Here is a 17,325-nt window from a genome sequence, read left to right as displayed (position 1 = left end):
TTAAATTCCTCCTTCAAGAATCTGGGTTAAGTTTTCAAATTTCCACCATTCAATACTCTTTTGGGAAGTTGCTTTATATTCAGCATGAAAAAAACCATTGTTAGAGAAAATAAGTACTTGCTGATTAATATCACTGTCTTGATGCCATTTCTTCAGCACACCAGTCGGTTCATTATCACTAATAAAGATAATTACGGTTAAATTCCCACCTGATGATTTTAGGCCGCGTTCAATTTCAAGGTTGATATGAGCATCACCAAAACTATATCCAACAATCAACAAAATACGCTGATTTCCTCCTTGGGGGTTTAAAGTGATTCTTGCTTGATGCATTAAGCTAGCATAAGGGTCAAGTTGAGTCTCACGATATTTTGTAGAGGCTGGCCAAATCATAATTTTAGATGATTTTCTTTGACTTATTTTCAAGTGGGGTGCGATACGTAGTGGAGCTGTTGAAGGGGGATGTTCAGCCCAATTAATTGAACCGTGTAATTTAAATACGCGTGCATCTAGGTTATTCTGCTCAAAGGTGGAGGGATTCCACCAACCCGACACCCCTCCTTCTAAGCCATCGGCATAGCGTAGCTTTGATAACGCTAATGAATCCTCAATCAATGTGTCATAATTCATCACGAGATAGTCAATACTTCCTGAATGAAAATTCTTCCCTGGGCGCATAGGTCTATGAAGAGCTTGCACAAATCGCTCATGTATTTCTGAGTCAACATTAACATTGATAACATCAAAAATGGCCAGTTTTATTTCGTCAATTGCTTCCATTAAATTTATATGACTATATTCAGTGTTATTAATAGTGATGTTACTACTGTTAACATTCCGATTGGCGCGACGGTCAGTAATTGCTAACCAATCTACGAGTTCGCTTAAATAATCTTCGATGTGTGATGCAGGAGTTGCACCAATAAACGAATCCTGAATAGCATTCAATATTTTTTTTGAAGTCTCAGAGAGCTTATCACTTTTCAGTGCCCTATCTGTTAATTGATTAGTTAAAGGTAGGCCAGCGCAAAAACTAGCTCCTGCCCCAAGCAATACTGCTTTGGAATGCAAAAGCAAATCCTCGAGTTTGTTTAAGGCTACTCTGAATTCTTTTTTTTCGAAAACGCTAGTATCAAAATTCATATAGTTCGCTTCCTATTGATTAGCGTGAGTGGTTGTTAAGGATGTTTTCATATGACCTACAAATTATCCTCATCGGTCCATTGGGGCACTAACTCTTATCTCATAGTTGATTGTTTTTTCAAATCGACGATTTTGCATTAATAGAGAGAGCTCACATGAAGGTTGCTATCACCATCCTCCAATTTTCTATTTTGGTGGGGCTGAGCAATACATCAACCCATCATGATTTATACTCTCTCCGTTGAGTTTATTCGCTATCCGGTTCTTTTCATCAAACCAGTTCGTGAATACCATTAAACGATCACGGATGAGAGGATGATTCTCGGTTGATGCAGCAAGCAGGAATGTGATAGCCTGACCTACCTCGGTGCATACAAGTAGTGCGGAATTCACGTGCCAGCTATTTTCACCCTAGACTCCAGTGAACTCAAAGCCATGAAGCCCTCACCTAGATCCGCCAATTAATTAAACATGGCTTTATTATTTGTCTGCACCCAGAAATTAATCGTAGATTCATAGTTAGCTATTACGTATAAGAGTCGTGGGTTTTGATTTATTTTAAGGTTTTTACAATAAATATTTTTTGAAATTTCTGAAGTAAAATCTCAGAGGCGTGTCTGTTTAACGAAATTTTACCCATATCTTCGGTGTGAGCTATCAGATAAGCATAACAAGAGGATTCAAGCGAAGTGTGAACTATGGGGAGAAGGGAAAAAGTGTGTCCGGAGAGCACCTATCGTATCGCACTCAGAAAAATTGTATAGGAATTCATTGTCAGTAAACCGGTAATAGAATTCACATCAAATTAATTTCCAAATTTTTCATCATTGAATATCTTATCCATATGGCGAGCTATATACATTATCTGAGGATGTTCCTGTAAGTTATTTTTCGAATTTGCAAGGGAATTGATGAGAGTTCCTGAATTTATCTTCACACTTTTCCTACCTAAATTCCCTTATTGTTTGGCTCTATGTTATCGAATTCATACAACAGTATTAATAACCTGCCAAACTGTCAACGTCTGCTCCCCGCTCATAGTCACCTTATTTAAATCATCCTAATCAGATTATCATTACCACCGCCTCTCATCTCTTACTACTTAATGAGATATCCTCACCCCCTAAAACCCAGTCGAACAAACCGATAAACCAGCGCCAACAGCGGCGGAGCGACGGTGGTGAGAGGGGCTCATTGAGGAAAACAGAAATCCCCGCTTAAGAGCGATCAGATCGACAACGCAGATGATGAACCCTACGCTCGAATACCGGTAACAACACCGCTAATCTGCCAGCGACTTTCTATCCCCAACCAAACACACCGCTTATCTAGCCAACTCTTTTAGCAATGACCCCCAGTTTTCACCCCCCCTCTCCACAACCCCGGCAACAGCCCCAATGTCTCATCAATCAGCGCCCGCCGGTCATTGCCCGGCTTCCAGATGGTCACCATGGTTTGGCTGATCCCCTGGCTGCCCACTTCGGTGCGTAGTACGTTGACGTTTTTCCACCGTTCCGCATGCATATGCGTCGGCAAGAATCCCCAGCCGCAGCCCTGTTCGAGCAGGGCGCGCAGCATCTCCAGTTCGTTGGTGAAAATGGTGTGCCCCGAAATTTGCAGGCGGCGCGCCACGGGTTCGTCAGAGTCCGGGTGCATGATCACCTGCGGCGTGAGCGAGAGCTCCAGCAGTGAAAGCGGCTGTCCCGCGCCGGGGAAAAGCGTTTCGGCGGCGTAGAAATCCATCTCTATCGCCCCTAAGGCGCGCCACTCCATGGCGTCGCCCACGCTGCGATGGCGCGCCTGGCAGATGCCCAGATCGGCCTGGCCGCTTGCCAGCAGGCTTTCCGCTTCGTCGCGTGAGGCGTTAATCAGGCTCAGGCGCGTGTTGCGTTGGGCCATCGCGGCAATCAGCGCCTGCAGTAGCGCGCGGGGTGTGAAGGGATCGTAGACCAGCGAGATTTCCTGCGCCGCGCTCTTGGGCACGTCTTTGGCAAACGCCTCAAACGCTTTCACCTGGCGCATCAGCAGGTGCGCCTGGCGTTGCAGCTGTTCGCCTTCAGGCGTCAGGTGCAGGCTGCGCCCCTCGCGCAGGAACAACGCATAGCCCAAGCTATCCTCGAAAAAATCAATCAAATCGCGCAGCGTCGTGCGGTCTTTGCCCAGCTTGAGCGCGGCTTTCGCCAGGCTGCCGTGCTCGGCCACGGCGGTGAAGGCTTCCAGTTGGGCAAAGGAATAAATCAGGCTCGGCACGCGGCTCTCCCGTCGAATTTGCGGGGGATTTTCCCCCATCAGGCGTTTTTTATTATAGGCCGCGTTTTTTTAAGCTGAACGCCTTCCTGAGCTAAGCGAGAAAAAATATGAAAAGCAAAGTGTTTAACCGCAGCCTGCTGGCGGGCGTTGTCATCAGTCTCTGCAGCGGCCTGTTGGCGCCCGCCGCGCTGGCCGCCTGTGCGGGCACCGAACTCAGAGCCTGTCCCGCACCTTTCGATGCGCAATTGCCGGACACGCACAAGATGCTCACCTGGAGCCAGAGCGACCGGGTGATCGGTTTTCGTAACGACTACCGCAACTATGCGGGGGATGTGTTTCACCACGGCAATGCCACACCGCTGGTGGCTGCCGCTAAACAGCTAACCGATGCCAGCTATCGGGTGAATGGTAAAACCTACCACCTGCAGGATTACCTGCAGCGCCAGAACGTCAGCGGCATGCTGGTATTGAAAGACGGCAAAATCGCCTGGAAATATCTGGGGCAGGGTAATACCGACGCTACCCTGTGGACATCGCGCTCGGTGGGCAAATCCGTGGTCGCCACGCTGGTGGGCGTGGCGATTAAACAGGGCAAGATCCGCTCGCTCGACGATCTCATCACGCAATACGAACCCGATCTGAAAGGCACTGCGTGGGACGGCGTGACCCTCAGGCAGCTGATCACCCATACCTCCGGCGTGGCGTGGAATGAGGATTACACCAACCCGAAATCGGACTTTGCGCAGCTGACCGAGTGTGAAGCCAAGCCCGGCACCTACGCCTGCGTGCGCAAGCTGGTAGCCGGTTTGCAGCGTGCGCATCCGGCCGGGCAGAACTGGTCTTACTCCTCCGGCGGCGCGTGGCTGCTGGGCGACGTGCTGGAGCGCGCCACCGGCATGCCGCTGGCGGCCTATCTGCAGCAAAGCATCTGGCAGCCGTACGGCATGGCGAGCGACGGGGTGTGGCATTCCTACGCCAAAGGCCAGCACGACGTGGGCGCGCACGGCTTTAACGCCACGCTGGAAGACTGGGGGCGCTTCGGTGAGTTCATTCTGCATAACGGGACGTTGCCGAACGGCAAACAGATCCTGCCGGAAGATTGGGTAGCCCAGTCGTCCAACTGGACGCGGGCGGCGGGCTCGGTGTCGGCGGCGCATCCTGACGGCATCTACGGCTACCAGTGGTGGAACAACGAAGTGCCGGTGAATGCGGCCAACGTAGAACCCGCTCCGCAGGCATCCCTCAAGCATTCCCTGTGGGCGCTGGGGATCTTCGGCCAGATGATCATGGTCAATCAGGCGGAGAATCTGGTGATCGTCCAGTGGTCCACCTGGCCGCAGGCGGAGCCGTCTTTCAGCGCGCAACCGCTGGAGGCATCGCTGATGTTTAGCGCGATAGCGAAGGAATTGCGTTAATTCCACAGAACGAGCAGGGGCGGTTGCCATTCCGCCCATGCATATAACAGCGCGGAAACGGCGATCTGGGCTATGCTTTTCACCACATCCACTTTGCGCCGCAACGAGCGTGACAAAAGTGCGGCATGTCAGTCTAGGTTGGGGAGTGGCTAAATTGAAAATCGATTGGCATAGCGCATTGCTAACACGCGCCACGATCGTGGATAAAAGCTACAAAAATACGCAAAACGTTCGTCGTTTCATGGTTGAGGCGTGCGGAGAGGATTTTCGCTTCGATCGTGAATTTATGGCATGGATACGCAATGACATGCCAAAGACGTTAGGTGATGTGGTCGATGAGTGGCAGCGCAGGCACTCCCTCAACCTTAGCGGATAGGGTGCAACCTGCGGACGAGTCAATCACCTGCAACCCTTCCCATTATTCCACTGTTCTCACTCTTAACCCCGCCGATCAAACCGATAAACCAGCGCCAACGCCAGCGCCAAAATCAGCAGCGGCGGGGCGAGGGCGGTGAAGGGCGCGTTGAGGGCGAACAGCAACCCCAGATTGAGGACGATCTGATAAGCGATGTAGGTCAGCAGCCCAATGATGACGCCGAGCGCTAATCGGCTGCCCATGCCGGGCGCACGTGGGGCGGTGAAGGTAAACGGGATGGCCAGCAAAATCATCGCCAGCACCAGCAGAGGCTGGCCGAGTTTTTTCCACAGCGCCAGGCGGTATTCGGTGCTGGGTTGCCCAGAGCCCTGCAGATAATCGATATAGCGATCCAGCTGTTGGAGCGAGAAGCTGCCCGCCGGCAGGGTCAGCTCTTTCAGGCTCGGCACGGCGAACAGCGAGCGCCACGGCAGGCTGCTTTGCCGCTCAATCGTCTCCTTTCCGCCTTGCCAGCGTTTCTGCATCACGTTGTGCAGCAGCCAGCTGCCGTCGGCGGTGCTGGCGCTGTCGGCGTAAAGGTAAGATTCCAGCGCGCGGTTGGCCTGATAACGGAAGATCTCAATGCCGTGGGGCTGGTCGTTCTCATCGACGGTTTTGACCGTCACAAACTCGTTGCCGTGCCGCGCCCACAGCGGGTTTACGGTGACGTCGTTATCGTTCGACTGCGCCAGGGCGTTGTTCTTCATCTGCAGCGCGCGCTGCTGCAGCGGCGAGGCCGCCCATTCATCGAGGGCGCCGAGCGAGAGGTTCATCAGCAGCCCAGCGGCGAGCATCACCAGCGCAATGCGGAATATCGACATCCCGGCGGAGCGGATCGCCGTCAGTTCCAGAGTTTTCGACAGCTGCCCCAGCCCGACGATGCCGCCGAGCAGCGCGATAAACGGCCCCAGATCGACCAGGCTGCGCGGCAGGGTCATCACGGTCACCAGCAGCGCCTGCTGCCAGCGGTAGCCGCCCGGAGTGACGTCCTCCAGCTCGTTGATCAGTGTAAAGGTGGTGAACAGCGGGATGAGCAGCCCGGCCGCGGCGGCGAAGCCGATGAACACGTTGCGCATTAGGTAGCGGCTAAAAATAGTCATCGGGAGGGTTTCCGCAGCAGGGATAAGTCGCGCGCCAGCAGCAGGGCGATGCCGACAGCCATCGCTATCGGCACCAGCCAAACGCCGGGGATCGTCGGCAGAGAGCCGTTGGCCACCAGCGTGCGGCAAATGTTGCCGCCATAGAAAATCACGGTAAACAGCACCGTCAGGGGCAGCAGCGCGGCGTAGCGCCCCTGTCGCGGCTTGATGCGGCTCAAGGGGATCGCCAGCAGCACCATCAGCACGGTGGTCAGCCCGCGGCTCTCGCGCCATTGCAGTTCGGCGGCATCGCCCGGATCGGCGGAGCGCGCCAGCTCCGCCGGCGAGGCCGACTTGTGCCGGATTTCGGCGCTGGGCACGAACGGTTTGAGCGCGATATCAAAGTTGTCGTAATTCTGCCCGTTGTCGTCGGCGCCCTCACGATCCAGCACATAGGCGGTGCCGGTTTTCAGCCGCACGGCGGGGCTGGCGGGGGAGGCGTCGAGCACCTCCACCGACTGCGCGCGGTACAGGTTGGTGTGATGGCCGCCGCGCACATAAATCAGGGCGTCCGTCAGGTGGTTGGCCGTTTTGTCGACGTGATTGGCGAGGATCATGCGGCCGTTGCCGCTGACGTTGAATTTGTCGGCCTGCAGGTGGCTCACGTCCAGCACCGACTGCGACTGTTGCTGGAGCTGATAAATATTGGCGTACGCCCAGGGCCTGCCATACAGCGACAGCAGCGTGACCGCGATCGCCAGCGGCACCGCGAGCAGCAGCACCGCCTTGTACAGCCGCAACGGGCTGGCGCCGGCGGCCAGCATGGCGGTGATCTCCGCATCGCTGTACATCTGGCTCAGCGCCACCGCCACCGAGACATACAGCGCGACGGGCAATATCATCTCCAGCGCGATCAGCGACTTATAGAAAACCACGTCGGCCACCACCCGCAGCGCCAGCGTGCCGTTGGCGGCGTCGGTCAGGTAGCGCTGGGCGGAGTAGCTGGCGAACATGAAGATCAGAAACCCGGCGATCATCATCACCAGGCGGCGGATCTCAACCGTGATATAGCGTTCAATCAAAGGCATGCGTCATCGGCTCCCGGCGGCGTGCGCTTCATGGCGCCTCCCGCGCGATCAGGGCGCGCAGCAGGGCGATCACCTGGTCAACTTCCTGCGGGGTGAGTGCGCCGTCCTTCGCCCACTGCACGCGCCCGGCCTTGTCCAGCACCACGATGGTGGAGCTCTCCTCAGGCAGCCGCCAGGCCATGCGCCCCAGCCCGTCGCTGTCGACGATGAACTGCGCCCAGGGGTAATGCCGCTTGTTTTTCTCGATCTTGCCGCGCACGAAGAAGCCGGAGCCCGGTATCGCATCGTCGGTGTTGACGATGGTGGTCGGCTGGAAGCGATCGCCCGGCAGGTTCGCGTCCTTGACGGCGTTGATCAGCAGCGAGTTCTTCTTTTTGGCGGAGGTGCGCCCGGCGATGTACTGGATCACCCGCACCTTGCCCGCCAGTTTTGCGCTGTTCCACGGCCGGTAGCTGAAATCGCCGTTACGCAGTAGCAGCTCGCCGCGATCGGCGATGGCGATCGGCGCCACCGGCCGGCCATGCACGAAGTTATGTGCCGGCGCCGCCAGCGGCGACAGCAGCAGCGCAAGGGCCAGCAAGCGAGGTAACGTCATCATGGCTACGGGCAACGCGCTTATCTGCCGGCCGCGACGGCCGACGGGGAAAACGACAGCGGAAAACGCGCCAGCAGCAGCTCCAGGCGCTGGCGGATATCGATGTCCAGCGTCGCCGGCCGGTCATAGATATCGCCGCCGGCCAGCTTGTCCGCCACCATCACGTCGTGCCGGTCGCCCATCAGGCCGTTAATCGCCGCCAGGAAGCGCGAGATCTGCCGGGCCTCGCGGTTGTCCGGATCGATCGATCTCAGCGTGTCGTAAAACGACACCTGGCGACTGACGATTTTGCGCACGTCGTGGAACTGATGCCCGGTCAGCGCCGGGCCGGCGATCAGCGTCTGCAGCTGGCGCATCTGCTCCTGGCGGTAGGCGATAAAGCCCTGCGCGCTTTCCAGGCGGGTGTGGCGTAGCGCATAGCGCACGTAAGACCATACCGGCTTGCTGAGCAGCAGCCGCAGCAGGTTGCCGTAAAGCGTCAGGTTCTTCTGGTTGCCGTTGCGAAACGCGTCCTGAAAATGGCCGAGCACCACGGTGGTGGTGTGGAACAGGCGGTTGGCGCGGTGGGGCGCGCCGTACAGCTGCTGGGCGAAGCGCAGGTGCTTATAGCGGGCGCGGATATATTTGTAGCGCATGCGGGTAGCCGCCGCCAACTGCGGGTCTTGCAGGAAACCGTTCACCAGTTGCAGCAGCTCGCGGCGGGAAAAGCCGTCTTCCCAAAACTGCAGGCACAGCGCGTAGTTGTCCCGGATGCTCTCGGGGGAGCATTCCAGATCGATCTGCTGCGGCAGGCTGATATTCGCCTCGACCAGGTCATCCTCTTCCACCGCGACAAACAGCGCCTGGGTGGTTTCGGCGGAGAACTTCTTCCAATTCGTGTTAGCGGTCATTGATTACTCTCTTTGGGCACATTCAGCCCCAACATAAAGCGATTGCGGTAGGCGCCGATCGTCGGTATCAGGGATAACAGCACGTCTAAACATTGCCCCAGTAAATAAGCGAAGGCGGCGCCCTGCACGCCGAAGGCATACGCCATCGACACCAGCAGCGCAATGTAGGCCGCCGAGGCCGTCGCCTGCGCGATCAGGAAGGCACGCTGCTTGCCCGCCATAAACAGCAAGGATTCCTGCGGGAAGCCCATCATCGAGACGATGATCGCGCCCAGCATGATTTGAATCAGGTCATAGGCTTCCAGGTATTGCTGCCCGAAGACCGCGGAAATAAGCGGCTTGCCCACCAGCAACATCAACACCGCGACGGCCAGACCGATGCCGCCGGCCAGCAGCGAAGAGCGCAGGCCCAGCAGCCACGGGGTCTTGGTGCGCGGATCCAGACGCATGATCTCGGGATAGAAGCTTTTCTCCAGCAGCTTGGCCGGGGTGCCCGTCGCATCGAAGAAGGTCATGGCGATCTTGAACAGCCCGGCGGCGGCCGGCCCGAGCACCACGCCCACCAGCACGGTGGTGCAGGAGTTGCGCGCGGCCCAGATGGTGTGGGCGATGTTGGTGGTCCAGACGAAGTTCCAGGCGCCCTCGATGCGGCGCGCGACGTTGAACAGGCGCGGCCTCAGCGCGCCGTGGATATCGCGACGGCGCAGCTCGCGCGCGGTGAACCACCAAAACAGCGTGCCGCCGATCAGGTTAGAGGCGTACCAGGTGACGATAAAGCCGGGGAACCCCAGATCGAAATAATAGGAGATGACGCTGCCCACCGCCTGCAGGAACGGCTTGATCGCCTGCTGAATGGCGATGAGATCGAAGCGGTTGAAAGCGCGCAGCACGCCGGTCGGCGTGGACGAGGTCATCGACGGGATCAGGGTGCAGTACAGCATGGCGAGCCAGAAGCTTTCGCTGTCCAGCCCCAGGGCGTGTGACAAGAACGGCAGCATGATCATGCCGCCCAGCACGGCGATGACGCCGCTGGCGATATCCAGGCCGAAGGAGAACGCGACGACGTCGCGGAAGCGCCCGGTATTTTGATGCTCCAGCGCCGGGGTGCCGAATTGCACCACAAACTGCCAGGTTTGGAATTTGATGAAATCGCTGACCGCTTTGGTATAGGCCTGGATCACCACCAGCACGCCGAACATTTCAGGCGACATGCCTTTACCGGCGCAGGAGAGCGCCAGCAGGCCAAGCAGTGCGCTGGCGACGCTGCCGGAGCCTAAATAGGCGGCATTACGTAAAATGGAACGAAACGCGCCATCGGAAAACCATCGTTTCATAACTTAAACCAGCCATCATCGTTATTTTTGTGCATCTTGTGTTCCGCACTCATGCGCTTGCCCTGTCTCTTTTTAATAAACCTGAGTTTCTTTACCGGCGTTTTCGCCGGGTTGCCCGATGTCGCTCTGCGGGCGCTTCGCGGGGTTCACCACGGCGGAAATGGCGTTGAGCGCGTTGCTCAGCACCTCGTCGTAAGGGGCTCTGGCGTCCAGCTCGATGATGCGCGCGCCGTTGTACTGCAGGCGCACCATGGCGGAAATCTTGTCTTTCAGCTCTTCATAGCTGTGATCGGGCTTGCGGGAAAACGCCGTATCGACGTCGATATCCAGGCGAATGATCAACTCCGGCCGATAGACGGCCATGCGTTGATATAAACGGCGTTCGCGCGCCGCCAGGCGGCGCAATAGCCGGCCTTTTGCGCGTTCCACGCCGATGCCGGGCCCATCGTAGTAAAAACCGGAAATTTCCGCCTGCGGGTAGCGATCGCTGATCACCAGCACGCCGCTCTGCGCCAGCCGCCGCACCTTGCGCAGGTTGGCGGCGCGCCACAGCGAAAAGCCGTACATGATCAGCGCCGCCCACAGTGCCGGCGGCCTGTTGCTCATGCGCTGGGTTTTATCGGATTTGGCCGCAAGGCGCCGCTCCAGCCACACGCCGATGAACGGCAATTTCTTGATTTTGTCGCCGTCTTCGCCGGAGATCAGCCCTAAATAGCGGCGCTGCGTGGGGCGATGCTGCTGCAGGTTTTTCACCAGATCGGCGGTCAGCGTGGACTTGCCCGTGCCGTCGCTGCCCACCACGGCAATCAGCCCGGTGATGCAGGCGGGAGAGGTATCCTGTGCGGCAGTGAGTTTATTTTTTTTCATCTGTTTCGGTACGAAAAGGTTATTTGGCGGCTAGGCATTGGCGGCCCTCAGCGATATTTTAACGGCGCGCAGCGAGGCATCGAAAATATGCTTGGCCGGCTCGCGGCCGTCCAAATCCAATATGTTAGCGCCGTTAAACGTCAGGTGCGGGATGACGGCGATCTTTTCACGCAACGCCGCCAACGAGTGATCGGGTTTGCGTGAATAGGCCGTTTGCTCGTCAATATCCAACCGAATTAATAATAAGGGCTGATAAGACGCCATCCAGTGGTACAGACGTTGTTCGCGTTTTCTCAGCCAGCGTATCCAGCGATTGCCGCCGGCGGTTTTCGCCAGCTGCGGGCCATCGAAACGAAATCCCGCCACTTCGGCCTGCGGATAACGATCGGTAATCAGCAATGCGCCGCGGCGACTTTTCTTCAGCATGCGGCGGAATTTAAAAACGCGCCAATAGGAAAGTAAAAAGATCACCAGCGCCGTGGCATTATCCGGCGGCGTAGCAGGGCGATCGTGCACGCGCTGCGATTTCTTCAGCAAATAACGCCCGAAGGGCGCGCCAATAATCGGCAGCGAACTGATCCATTCGCCGATACGCCCGGAAGACTGGCCGAGATAAAGCAGTTCGGCAGGTTCTTGCGCCGATAAGGCCTCGACCAGACTGGCGGCCAGGGTGGATTTTCCCGAGCCGTCACAGCCGGTTATCGCTATTACGCGCACGGGCGAGCGATCAGATGAAGGTCTTATCTGCTGACTCACAATAATTAATCCAATGCGAAAAAAACTATTGTATTCCAATACGCCTTGGGTTCAAGATATTTATTGTGCTTTGCCGCGATAAAATAATGGGTTCGGTATTCCTGTTGGTTATTTGAATTGATATTTATGGCGTTCGTTCTTGTTATTTTGTGCTAATTGGCCGGGCGTAAGCCGGTTTCGCTTTTTATGTTAACTTTCGGCCTGGCTGACGGCGAAAAAAGAGCAGAGGTTTTCCATTTTCGCTTAATCTTTTGTGCGGTTTGGCGCGACGCTATGGCAATTATCTTCGCGCGGCCGTCGCGGCCGTGAGCGATATTTCGTTTCAAATAGGGCATGCCGTTTCTGGTGTATTGAAAGAGAGTCTGATTATGAATGCAAAATTTCCGCCGCTGATTGCGGTTATCGGCAGCGACGGATCGGGTAAGTCCACCGTTTGTGAACATCTGATCGAATATGTGAAACATTATGGCCCGGCGGTGCAGGTGCATCTGGGCAAACAGGCGGGCAACGTCGGGCGCGCGGCGGCGAAACTGCCGCTGCTCGGGCGCTCGGTGGGCAAGGCTATCGAAAGCAATACCAAAAAAGTCAAAACGAAGAAATCCCGCATCGGCCTGTTGCCGTCGGCGGTGATCATCGCCTTCGTGGGGCGGCGGCTGCTGCGGTTTCGCCGCATGCTGGCGTTTCGGCGGCAGGGGTTCATCGTGCTGACCGACCGTTTTCCGCAGGCGCAAATCCCCGGCGCTTATGACGGCACGGTATTTCCCGTCGATGTTGAAGGCAGCCGTTTCGTCCGTTGGCTGGCGGCGCGGGAACGGGCGGCGTTCCAGTGGATGGCGAAGCAAAAACCGGATCTGGTGCTCAAGCTGAATGTCAGTCTGGACGTGGCCTGCGCCCGTAAACCCGATCACCGCAAAGCGGCGCTGGAGAAGAAGATCGCCGTCACGCCGTTATTGACCTTCGAAGGCGCCGACATCGTGGATCTCGATGCCGATCGGCCGATCGGGGAGGTGCTTGCGGCGGCGGAAAAAGCCATCGCGGAATTTATGGTGGTGCAGGGGTATCGCTATTCGGCTGATGGGGCATCAACGGCTGCGCACTGAGGTGCGCATCGGTTCGGCAGGGCGGCGTGGCCATTTTCGGCACCGCCGCCGCGGCCGAGAAGGAAAGGCTTTATTTTTTCAGCGCCGCAAAGGCGCGCACGATGGTGTCGATTTCTTCATCGCTGTGCGCGGCATTGACGCTGCAGCGCAGCAGGGTCACGCCCGCCGGCGCGGCCGGCGGCAGCACCAGGTTCACATACACGCCGTGGGCGATCAGCTCTCGCCAGAAACGCAATCCTTCTTCCTTCGAACCGATCATCACCGGCACCACCGGGCTGATGCGCGGGCCCAGGGTATACCCCAGTTCGGCGAGGCCGTGGTACAGACGGTGCGCATTGCTCCACAGCTTTTCCCGCAGCTCGGGATGGCGCGCGATTTTTTGCAGCGCCGTGCGCACCGACGCGATGCTGGACGGCGACGGCGAAGCGGTAAAGATATACGGCCGGCTGCTGTAGCGCAGCACGTCCATCCCCTTGCCGCCGACGGCGAAACCGCCGATCGAAGCCAGGCTTTTGCTGAAGGTGCCCAGGATAATATCCACGTCTTGCTCGACGCCGAGCGCTTCGGCCAGGCCGCGGCCGTGCTCGCCCATCACGCCGAAGGAATGCGCTTCGTCGACCAGCAGATACCCGCCCAGCCGCCGCTTGATGTCGACGATTTCCACCAGCGGGGCGACGTCGCCCAGCATGCTGTAGATGCCTTCCACGATAATGATCGCCTCGCGGGCGCGCTCGCCCAGGCGCACCATGCGGCGCTCCAGATCGGCGGCGTCATTGTGGCGGAAGCGAATAATCTCTGCGCCGCCGAGGGCGCAGGCGTCGTAAATGCTCGCGTGGCTGTCTGCGTCGATCAACACCACGGAGCCCGGCCCCGCCAGCGTGCTGATGACGCCCAGGTTGGCGGTATAGCCGGTGGAGAACACGATGGCGCTCGGGCGATCGAAGAATTCCTCCAGCTCCCGTTCGAGCGCCAGGTGCGATCCGTAACTGCCGTTCGCCATGCGCGAACCGGTGGTGCCGGTGCCGAGCGCGGCCAGGGCCGCCTGGCCGGCGGCGATCGCCTGCGCATCGAACGTCAGGCCAAGGTAATTATTGGTGCCGGCGAGGACAATCTTTTGATCGCCGATGCGCCCCTGGGTGGCGGAATACACTTCGTCGATGCAGGTGCCGAACGGATTCAGACCGGACGTTTGAAATTGTTCACGGTCATTGGCAAGCCGCGCAAACTTGTCATACAGTCCCATGGTTTTTCTCCAGATAAGGGCGCAGCGCGTCAAGCAGTTGCTCAGGCGTTCTGACATCAAGCAATATATTGATAGGAATGGAGATATCTAATTCATCTTCCAGCATCATCAGCAGATCCAAGACTCTGATGGATTCCAGGCCAAGATCATTGACGAGATCGCTATCAGGTTTTATTTCCACTCCGCCTTCGACGATACCTTGCAAACACGTCAGGATATAATCCATTACAGCATCGCGATTTAGCATAAGAACGTTGACACACCTCTACTTGGAATAATTAAAACAGCCCTTCACGCAGCGCGCGTTCCAAACTCACCTGTGGAAACCAATTAATCTGTTGCGACAGCGCCTGATTGTTGGCGGACCAGTCTTGATGGGTTAATTCGCGTATTTTGCTGCGCGTCAGCATCGGCTCCTGTTTTATCAGGCGGTTCCACAGCACGCTGATATCCGCCAGGGCTTTCAGCAGCGGCAGCGGAATGCCCACCAGCCGCACCGGCCCGTGACGCACGGCGGCGCCGATGTCCCGCAGGCGCAGCCAGTCATAGCCTTCGGCCACGCCGTCGCACAGTTCGTAAATATTCGACTGCGCGGGCTGCGCCAATAACCATTGGCCGACCGCCTTCGCCAAATCGCTCACGTGCAGAAAAGAGAGCCTGGCGTCAGGCGCGCCCAGCCGGGGCAGCACGCCGCGCAGCAGGCCGTTGAACAGCGGTTTCAGCTCTTTATCGCCCGGCCCGTAGACCGCCGTCGGGCGGAAAATCCCCAGCGCGATCTCGCCCGAGGCGGCGATCAATTGCTGCTCGGCGGCCTGTTTTGAATGGGCGTACCAGGACAGCGTCGGATGGCGCGCCGCCAGCGATGACATGAACAAGAAACGATTGCAGCGGCCGTTTTGCCTGGCCGCCTGCATCAGGTTCAGGCTGCCGGTCACGTTGCAGCGGGTGAACACCGCTTCCGCATGCCCGCGCACCTGGCCCGCACAGTGCACGACGCACTCGGCGCCGCGCACCAGTTCGGTGAGCGAAGGCCGATCTTCCAGCGCGCCGGGGATCCACTGCAGGTTGTCGATGGCGGCTTTTCCGGCTTGCCGCGTCAGGGCGCGCACGTTGAACCCTTGCGCCAGCAGTTCCTGGACGATATGCCGGCCGATAAAGCCGGTCGCGCCCGTCACTGCGACGGTGCCGCTCATTGCGCGAAACCGGCCAGCTGCGGCATTTGCGGGTAGAGCGAAGCGCTCAGCCAGCGTTTTTTGGCCTCCGCGCGGGCGGGTTTGCCCGACGACGTGCGGGGAATGCTGTGCGGCGGCAGCAGCTCGATGTCCACCGCAATGCCGAACTCGCTTTGAATGCGCGCGCTCAGCGAGTGCACGATTTGTTCCCGGCGTTCTTCCGAACTGACTCGGCACTGGATTTGCAAAATGATCCTGGCCGCTTCGTCGTGTTCTTCGGTTACGAAGGCGATCGCATCGCCGGAACGGATTTCCGGTTCGGACTCCGCGACGTACTCGATATCCTGCGGCCAGATATTGCGGCCGCGAATGATGATCAAATCCTTCTTGCGGCCGGTGACGTACAGATAGCCGTCCAGCAGGTAGCCCAGATCGCCGGTATCCATCCAGCCGGTCACCTGAATTTGCTGCTGGGACTCAGTATCGCAAAAATAGCCGTTCATCAGGCTGGGGCCGGAAATCGTGATATGGCCGACCTGGCGCTCCGGCAGTGGTTGCCCGGTTTCGCTGCGGATCTCGATGCGGTGGCCGGGCAGCGCACGGCCGCAGTTGACGAAGGTCGAGACGGCGCGGGTTTTTTTGCCCGGCGCGACCGCTTTTCCCTCGTACTCCAAAATATCCCGGTCGACCGCGTTGGTTTGCGGGCCGGAGCAAGGATCGGAAAAGCTCACCGCCAGGGTGTTCTCGGCCAGCCCGTAGCACGGCATGAAGGCTTTGCTGTCGAAGTTGATGCTGCGGAAGTGTTCGCCAAACTGGCTGAGCAGCTCGGCCGGGATCGGCTCGGCGCCCACGCCGGCGACCCGCCAGCTGGAAAGATCCAGATCGGCCAGCTCTTTGGCGTTGCTGCGGCGCAGACACAGATCGTAGCCGAACGGCGGGGCGACGGACACCGTGCCGCGATTCTTGGCGATCAGTTTCAGCCACTGCATCGGGCGCATGGCGAAATCTTGCGTGCGCAGATAATCGACGGACAGCTGGGTCGCCACCGGCGTCAGCAGGAAACCGACCAGGCCCATATCGTGATAGAAGGGCAGCCACGACACGCAGCGATCGCCCGCGCGCAGCTTGATCCCGTCGCGACTGATCGCATTCAGGTTCGCCATCGCCGCCCGCTGGGTGATGATCACGCCGCGCGGGAAGCGGGTGCTGCCCGAAGTGTATTGGAGATAGGCGATATCGTCGGGCGAAGGCGCCGGCAGCGCGATCTCCGGCTCCGGCAATGCGTTGAAATCCGCGTCGCTGAGGATGTGCATCGCTGACGCGTTTTCCGTGGCGGAGGCGATGAGCGGCGTCCACTCTTCGCTGCTGATAATAGCCGCCGGGTTGCAGCTGGCGATCAGCCCTTTCAGTTTGGCGGTGTAGGAGTCGCGCTGGCCCACGCCCATCGGGATCGCCAACGGCACCGCCACCAGGCCGGCATATTGGCAAGCGAAAAAGGCTTCGACGAACCCCGCGCTGGTTTCGGCGATAAGCGCCACGCGATCGCCTTTCTTGAGCTTCAGGGACAATAAACGCCGCGCGCCCGAGATCGCTTTTTGCTGCAGCGTGCGATAATCGAGAACGGTCACGAGTTGATTGCGCCGATCGTAAAAATTCATTCCCGTATTACCGAGCGCCGCGTAATCCAACGCGTCCACTAAAGTGGGGAAGTCCGCATAGCGCATGGGAAGAGAATGAACGGAACTTGTTTCAGACATAGACAAACTTAGCCATAGATTAAAAATCACCAAAAGAGTTAAATCACTCTTGGCGAGGTAATTGATGTTTTACTATGAATAGGTTTTGAATAAGTTTGTTATTCAACCATCTTCATTCCGCGAATTGCGTATATTGCCGTACTTGAGCGGCACGCCGGTTATTAACCCGGTAGCGCGTGAGCGGCCTGCATTATCAGCCTTGAGCGGCGACCTGGAGATAT

At 57.7% G+C, this 17,325-nt stretch carries 16 protein-coding genes; 3 read left to right on the top strand and 13 right to left on the bottom strand.

The features are described from left to right. Both HWW83_RS05975 and HWW83_RS05970 read right to left on the bottom strand, forming a co-directional pair. A complete protein-coding gene (locus HWW83_RS05975) occupies positions 1-1,143 on the bottom strand; it encodes an SIR2 family protein (RefSeq protein WP_176589083.1) in 1,143 nt (380 codons plus the stop codon). A 1,341-nt stretch (positions 1,144-2,484) separates the two neighbouring features. Next, a complete protein-coding gene (locus HWW83_RS05970) occupies positions 2,485-3,393 on the bottom strand; it encodes a LysR family transcriptional regulator (RefSeq protein WP_176589082.1) in 909 nt (302 codons plus the stop codon). A 107-nt stretch (positions 3,394-3,500) separates the two neighbouring features. Here HWW83_RS05970 and HWW83_RS05965 point away from each other — a divergent pair, with 107 nt between their 5' ends. Both HWW83_RS05965 and HWW83_RS05960 read left to right on the top strand, forming a co-directional pair. After that, positions 3,501-4,808 (top strand): serine hydrolase domain-containing protein, encoded by a 1,308-nt coding sequence (locus HWW83_RS05965; protein ID WP_103100958.1) that lies wholly within the window; start codon positions 3,501-3,503, stop codon positions 4,806-4,808. 154 nt (positions 4,809-4,962) lie between these two features. Continuing rightward, the gene (locus HWW83_RS05960) at positions 4,963-5,184 is read left to right on the top strand and encodes a DUF6434 domain-containing protein (RefSeq protein WP_071991654.1); all 222 of its coding nucleotides are present in this window, start codon (positions 4,963-4,965) and stop codon (positions 5,182-5,184) included. Positions 5,185-5,246: 62 nt separating this feature from the next. Here the strand turns inward: HWW83_RS05960 and lptG are convergent, their stop codons facing one another. The 7 genes from lptG to HWW83_RS05925 form a co-directional block, all read right to left on the bottom strand. Beyond that, the gene (gene lptG, locus HWW83_RS05955; protein ID WP_176589081.1) at positions 5,247-6,323 is read right to left on the bottom strand and encodes an LPS export ABC transporter permease LptG; all 1,077 of its coding nucleotides are present in this window, start codon (positions 6,321-6,323) and stop codon (positions 5,247-5,249) included. After that, positions 6,320-7,390: an LPS export ABC transporter permease LptF gene (gene lptF / locus HWW83_RS05950; protein WP_176589080.1), complete on the bottom strand. Its 1,071-nt coding sequence runs from the start codon at positions 7,388-7,390 to the stop codon at positions 6,320-6,322. Before lptF ends, lptG begins: the two co-directional genes overlap by 4 nt. Positions 7,391-7,418: 28 nt before the next feature. Further along, the gene (locus HWW83_RS05945) at positions 7,419-7,985 is read right to left on the bottom strand and encodes a YtfJ family protein (RefSeq protein ID WP_047575559.1); all 567 of its coding nucleotides are present in this window, start codon (positions 7,983-7,985) and stop codon (positions 7,419-7,421) included. Between the two features lie 20 nt (positions 7,986-8,005). Then, positions 8,006-8,875, bottom strand: coding sequence for a hypothetical protein (locus HWW83_RS05940; protein ID WP_033643767.1), 870 nt, complete (start codon positions 8,873-8,875; stop codon positions 8,006-8,008). Beyond that, positions 8,872-10,209, bottom strand: coding sequence for a lipopolysaccharide biosynthesis protein (locus HWW83_RS05935; protein WP_004935553.1), 1,338 nt, complete (start codon positions 10,207-10,209; stop codon positions 8,872-8,874). Before HWW83_RS05935 ends, HWW83_RS05940 begins: the two co-directional genes overlap by 4 nt. A 72-nt stretch (positions 10,210-10,281) precedes the next feature. Then, positions 10,282-11,076: a nucleoside/nucleotide kinase family protein gene (locus HWW83_RS05930; protein WP_101453900.1), complete on the bottom strand. Its 795-nt coding sequence runs from the start codon at positions 11,074-11,076 to the stop codon at positions 10,282-10,284. 30 nt (positions 11,077-11,106) lie between these two features. After that, positions 11,107-11,832, bottom strand: a complete 726-nt coding sequence (locus tag HWW83_RS05925; protein WP_033643765.1) for a nucleoside/nucleotide kinase family protein — start codon at positions 11,830-11,832, stop codon at positions 11,107-11,109. 368 nt (positions 11,833-12,200) lie between these two features. Between HWW83_RS05925 and HWW83_RS05920 the strand changes: the two genes are divergently transcribed. Next, positions 12,201-12,932 (top strand): nucleoside/nucleotide kinase family protein, encoded by a 732-nt coding sequence (locus HWW83_RS05920; RefSeq protein WP_122003995.1) that lies wholly within the window; start codon positions 12,201-12,203, stop codon positions 12,930-12,932. Positions 12,933-13,002: 70 nt separating this feature from the next. Here the strand turns inward: HWW83_RS05920 and spt are convergent, their stop codons facing one another. Genes spt through HWW83_RS05900 form a run of 4 tightly spaced genes read right to left on the bottom strand, consistent with a single transcriptional unit; the run spans position 13,003 to position 17,104 of the window. Then, on the bottom strand, positions 13,003-14,175 hold the full coding sequence (gene spt, locus HWW83_RS05915) for a serine palmitoyltransferase (protein ID WP_176589079.1): 1,173 nt from the start codon (positions 14,173-14,175) through the stop codon (positions 13,003-13,005). Further along, on the bottom strand, positions 14,162-14,422 hold the full coding sequence (locus HWW83_RS05910) for an acyl carrier protein (protein WP_015378483.1): 261 nt from the start codon (positions 14,420-14,422) through the stop codon (positions 14,162-14,164). Before HWW83_RS05910 ends, spt begins: the two co-directional genes overlap by 14 nt. Before the next feature lie 31 nt (positions 14,423-14,453). Then, positions 14,454-15,368: an NAD-dependent epimerase/dehydratase family protein gene (locus tag HWW83_RS05905; protein ID WP_176589078.1), complete on the bottom strand. Its 915-nt coding sequence runs from the start codon at positions 15,366-15,368 to the stop codon at positions 14,454-14,456. Beyond that, positions 15,365-17,104, bottom strand: a complete 1,740-nt coding sequence (locus tag HWW83_RS05900; RefSeq protein WP_160204420.1) for a fatty acyl-AMP ligase — start codon at positions 17,102-17,104, stop codon at positions 15,365-15,367. The genes HWW83_RS05905 and HWW83_RS05900 overlap by 4 nt, the downstream gene beginning before the upstream one ends. Between the last annotated feature and the right edge of the window lie 221 nt (positions 17,105-17,325).

Origin of the sequence: Serratia ureilytica (genome assembly GCF_013375155.1) — a bacterium.
GTDB lineage: Bacteria > Pseudomonadota > Gammaproteobacteria > Enterobacterales > Enterobacteriaceae > Serratia > Serratia ureilytica.
This window is presented reverse-complemented; position numbering and strand designations above follow the sequence as displayed.

Bases quoted from the DNA above. Each gene is read 5' to 3' on its own strand.
- lptF (WP_176589080.1), bottom strand. From the start codon at position 7,390: ATGCCTTTGATTGAACGCTATATCACGGTTGAGATCCGCCGCCTGGTG.
- HWW83_RS05935 (WP_004935553.1), bottom strand. From the start codon at position 10,209: ATGAAACGATGGTTTTCCGATGGCGCGTTTCGTTCCATTTTACGTAAT.
- lptG (WP_176589081.1), bottom strand. From the start codon at position 6,323: ATGACTATTTTTAGCCGCTACCTAATGCGCAACGTGTTCATCGGCTTC.
- spt (WP_176589079.1), bottom strand. From the start codon at position 14,175: ATGGGACTGTATGACAAGTTTGCGCGGCTTGCCAATGACCGTGAACAA.
- HWW83_RS05905 (WP_176589078.1), bottom strand. From the start codon at position 15,368: ATGAGCGGCACCGTCGCAGTGACGGGCGCGACCGGCTTTATCGGCCGG.
- HWW83_RS05910 (WP_015378483.1), bottom strand. From the start codon at position 14,422: ATGCTAAATCGCGATGCTGTAATGGATTATATCCTGACGTGTTTGCAA.
- HWW83_RS05945 (WP_047575559.1), bottom strand. From the start codon at position 7,985: ATGACGTTACCTCGCTTGCTGGCCCTTGCGCTGCTGCTGTCGCCGCTG.
- HWW83_RS05930 (WP_101453900.1), bottom strand. From the start codon at position 11,076: ATGAAAAAAAATAAACTCACTGCCGCACAGGATACCTCTCCCGCCTGC.
- HWW83_RS05965 (WP_103100958.1), top strand. From the start codon at position 3,501: ATGAAAAGCAAAGTGTTTAACCGCAGCCTGCTGGCGGGCGTTGTCATC.
- HWW83_RS05940 (WP_033643767.1), bottom strand. From the start codon at position 8,875: ATGACCGCTAACACGAATTGGAAGAAGTTCTCCGCCGAAACCACCCAG.
- HWW83_RS05900 (WP_160204420.1), bottom strand. From the start codon at position 17,104: ATGTCTGAAACAAGTTCCGTTCATTCTCTTCCCATGCGCTATGCGGAC.
- HWW83_RS05975 (WP_176589083.1), bottom strand. From the start codon at position 1,143: ATGAATTTTGATACTAGCGTTTTCGAAAAAAAAGAATTCAGAGTAGCC.
- HWW83_RS05920 (WP_122003995.1), top strand. From the start codon at position 12,201: ATGAATGCAAAATTTCCGCCGCTGATTGCGGTTATCGGCAGCGACGGA.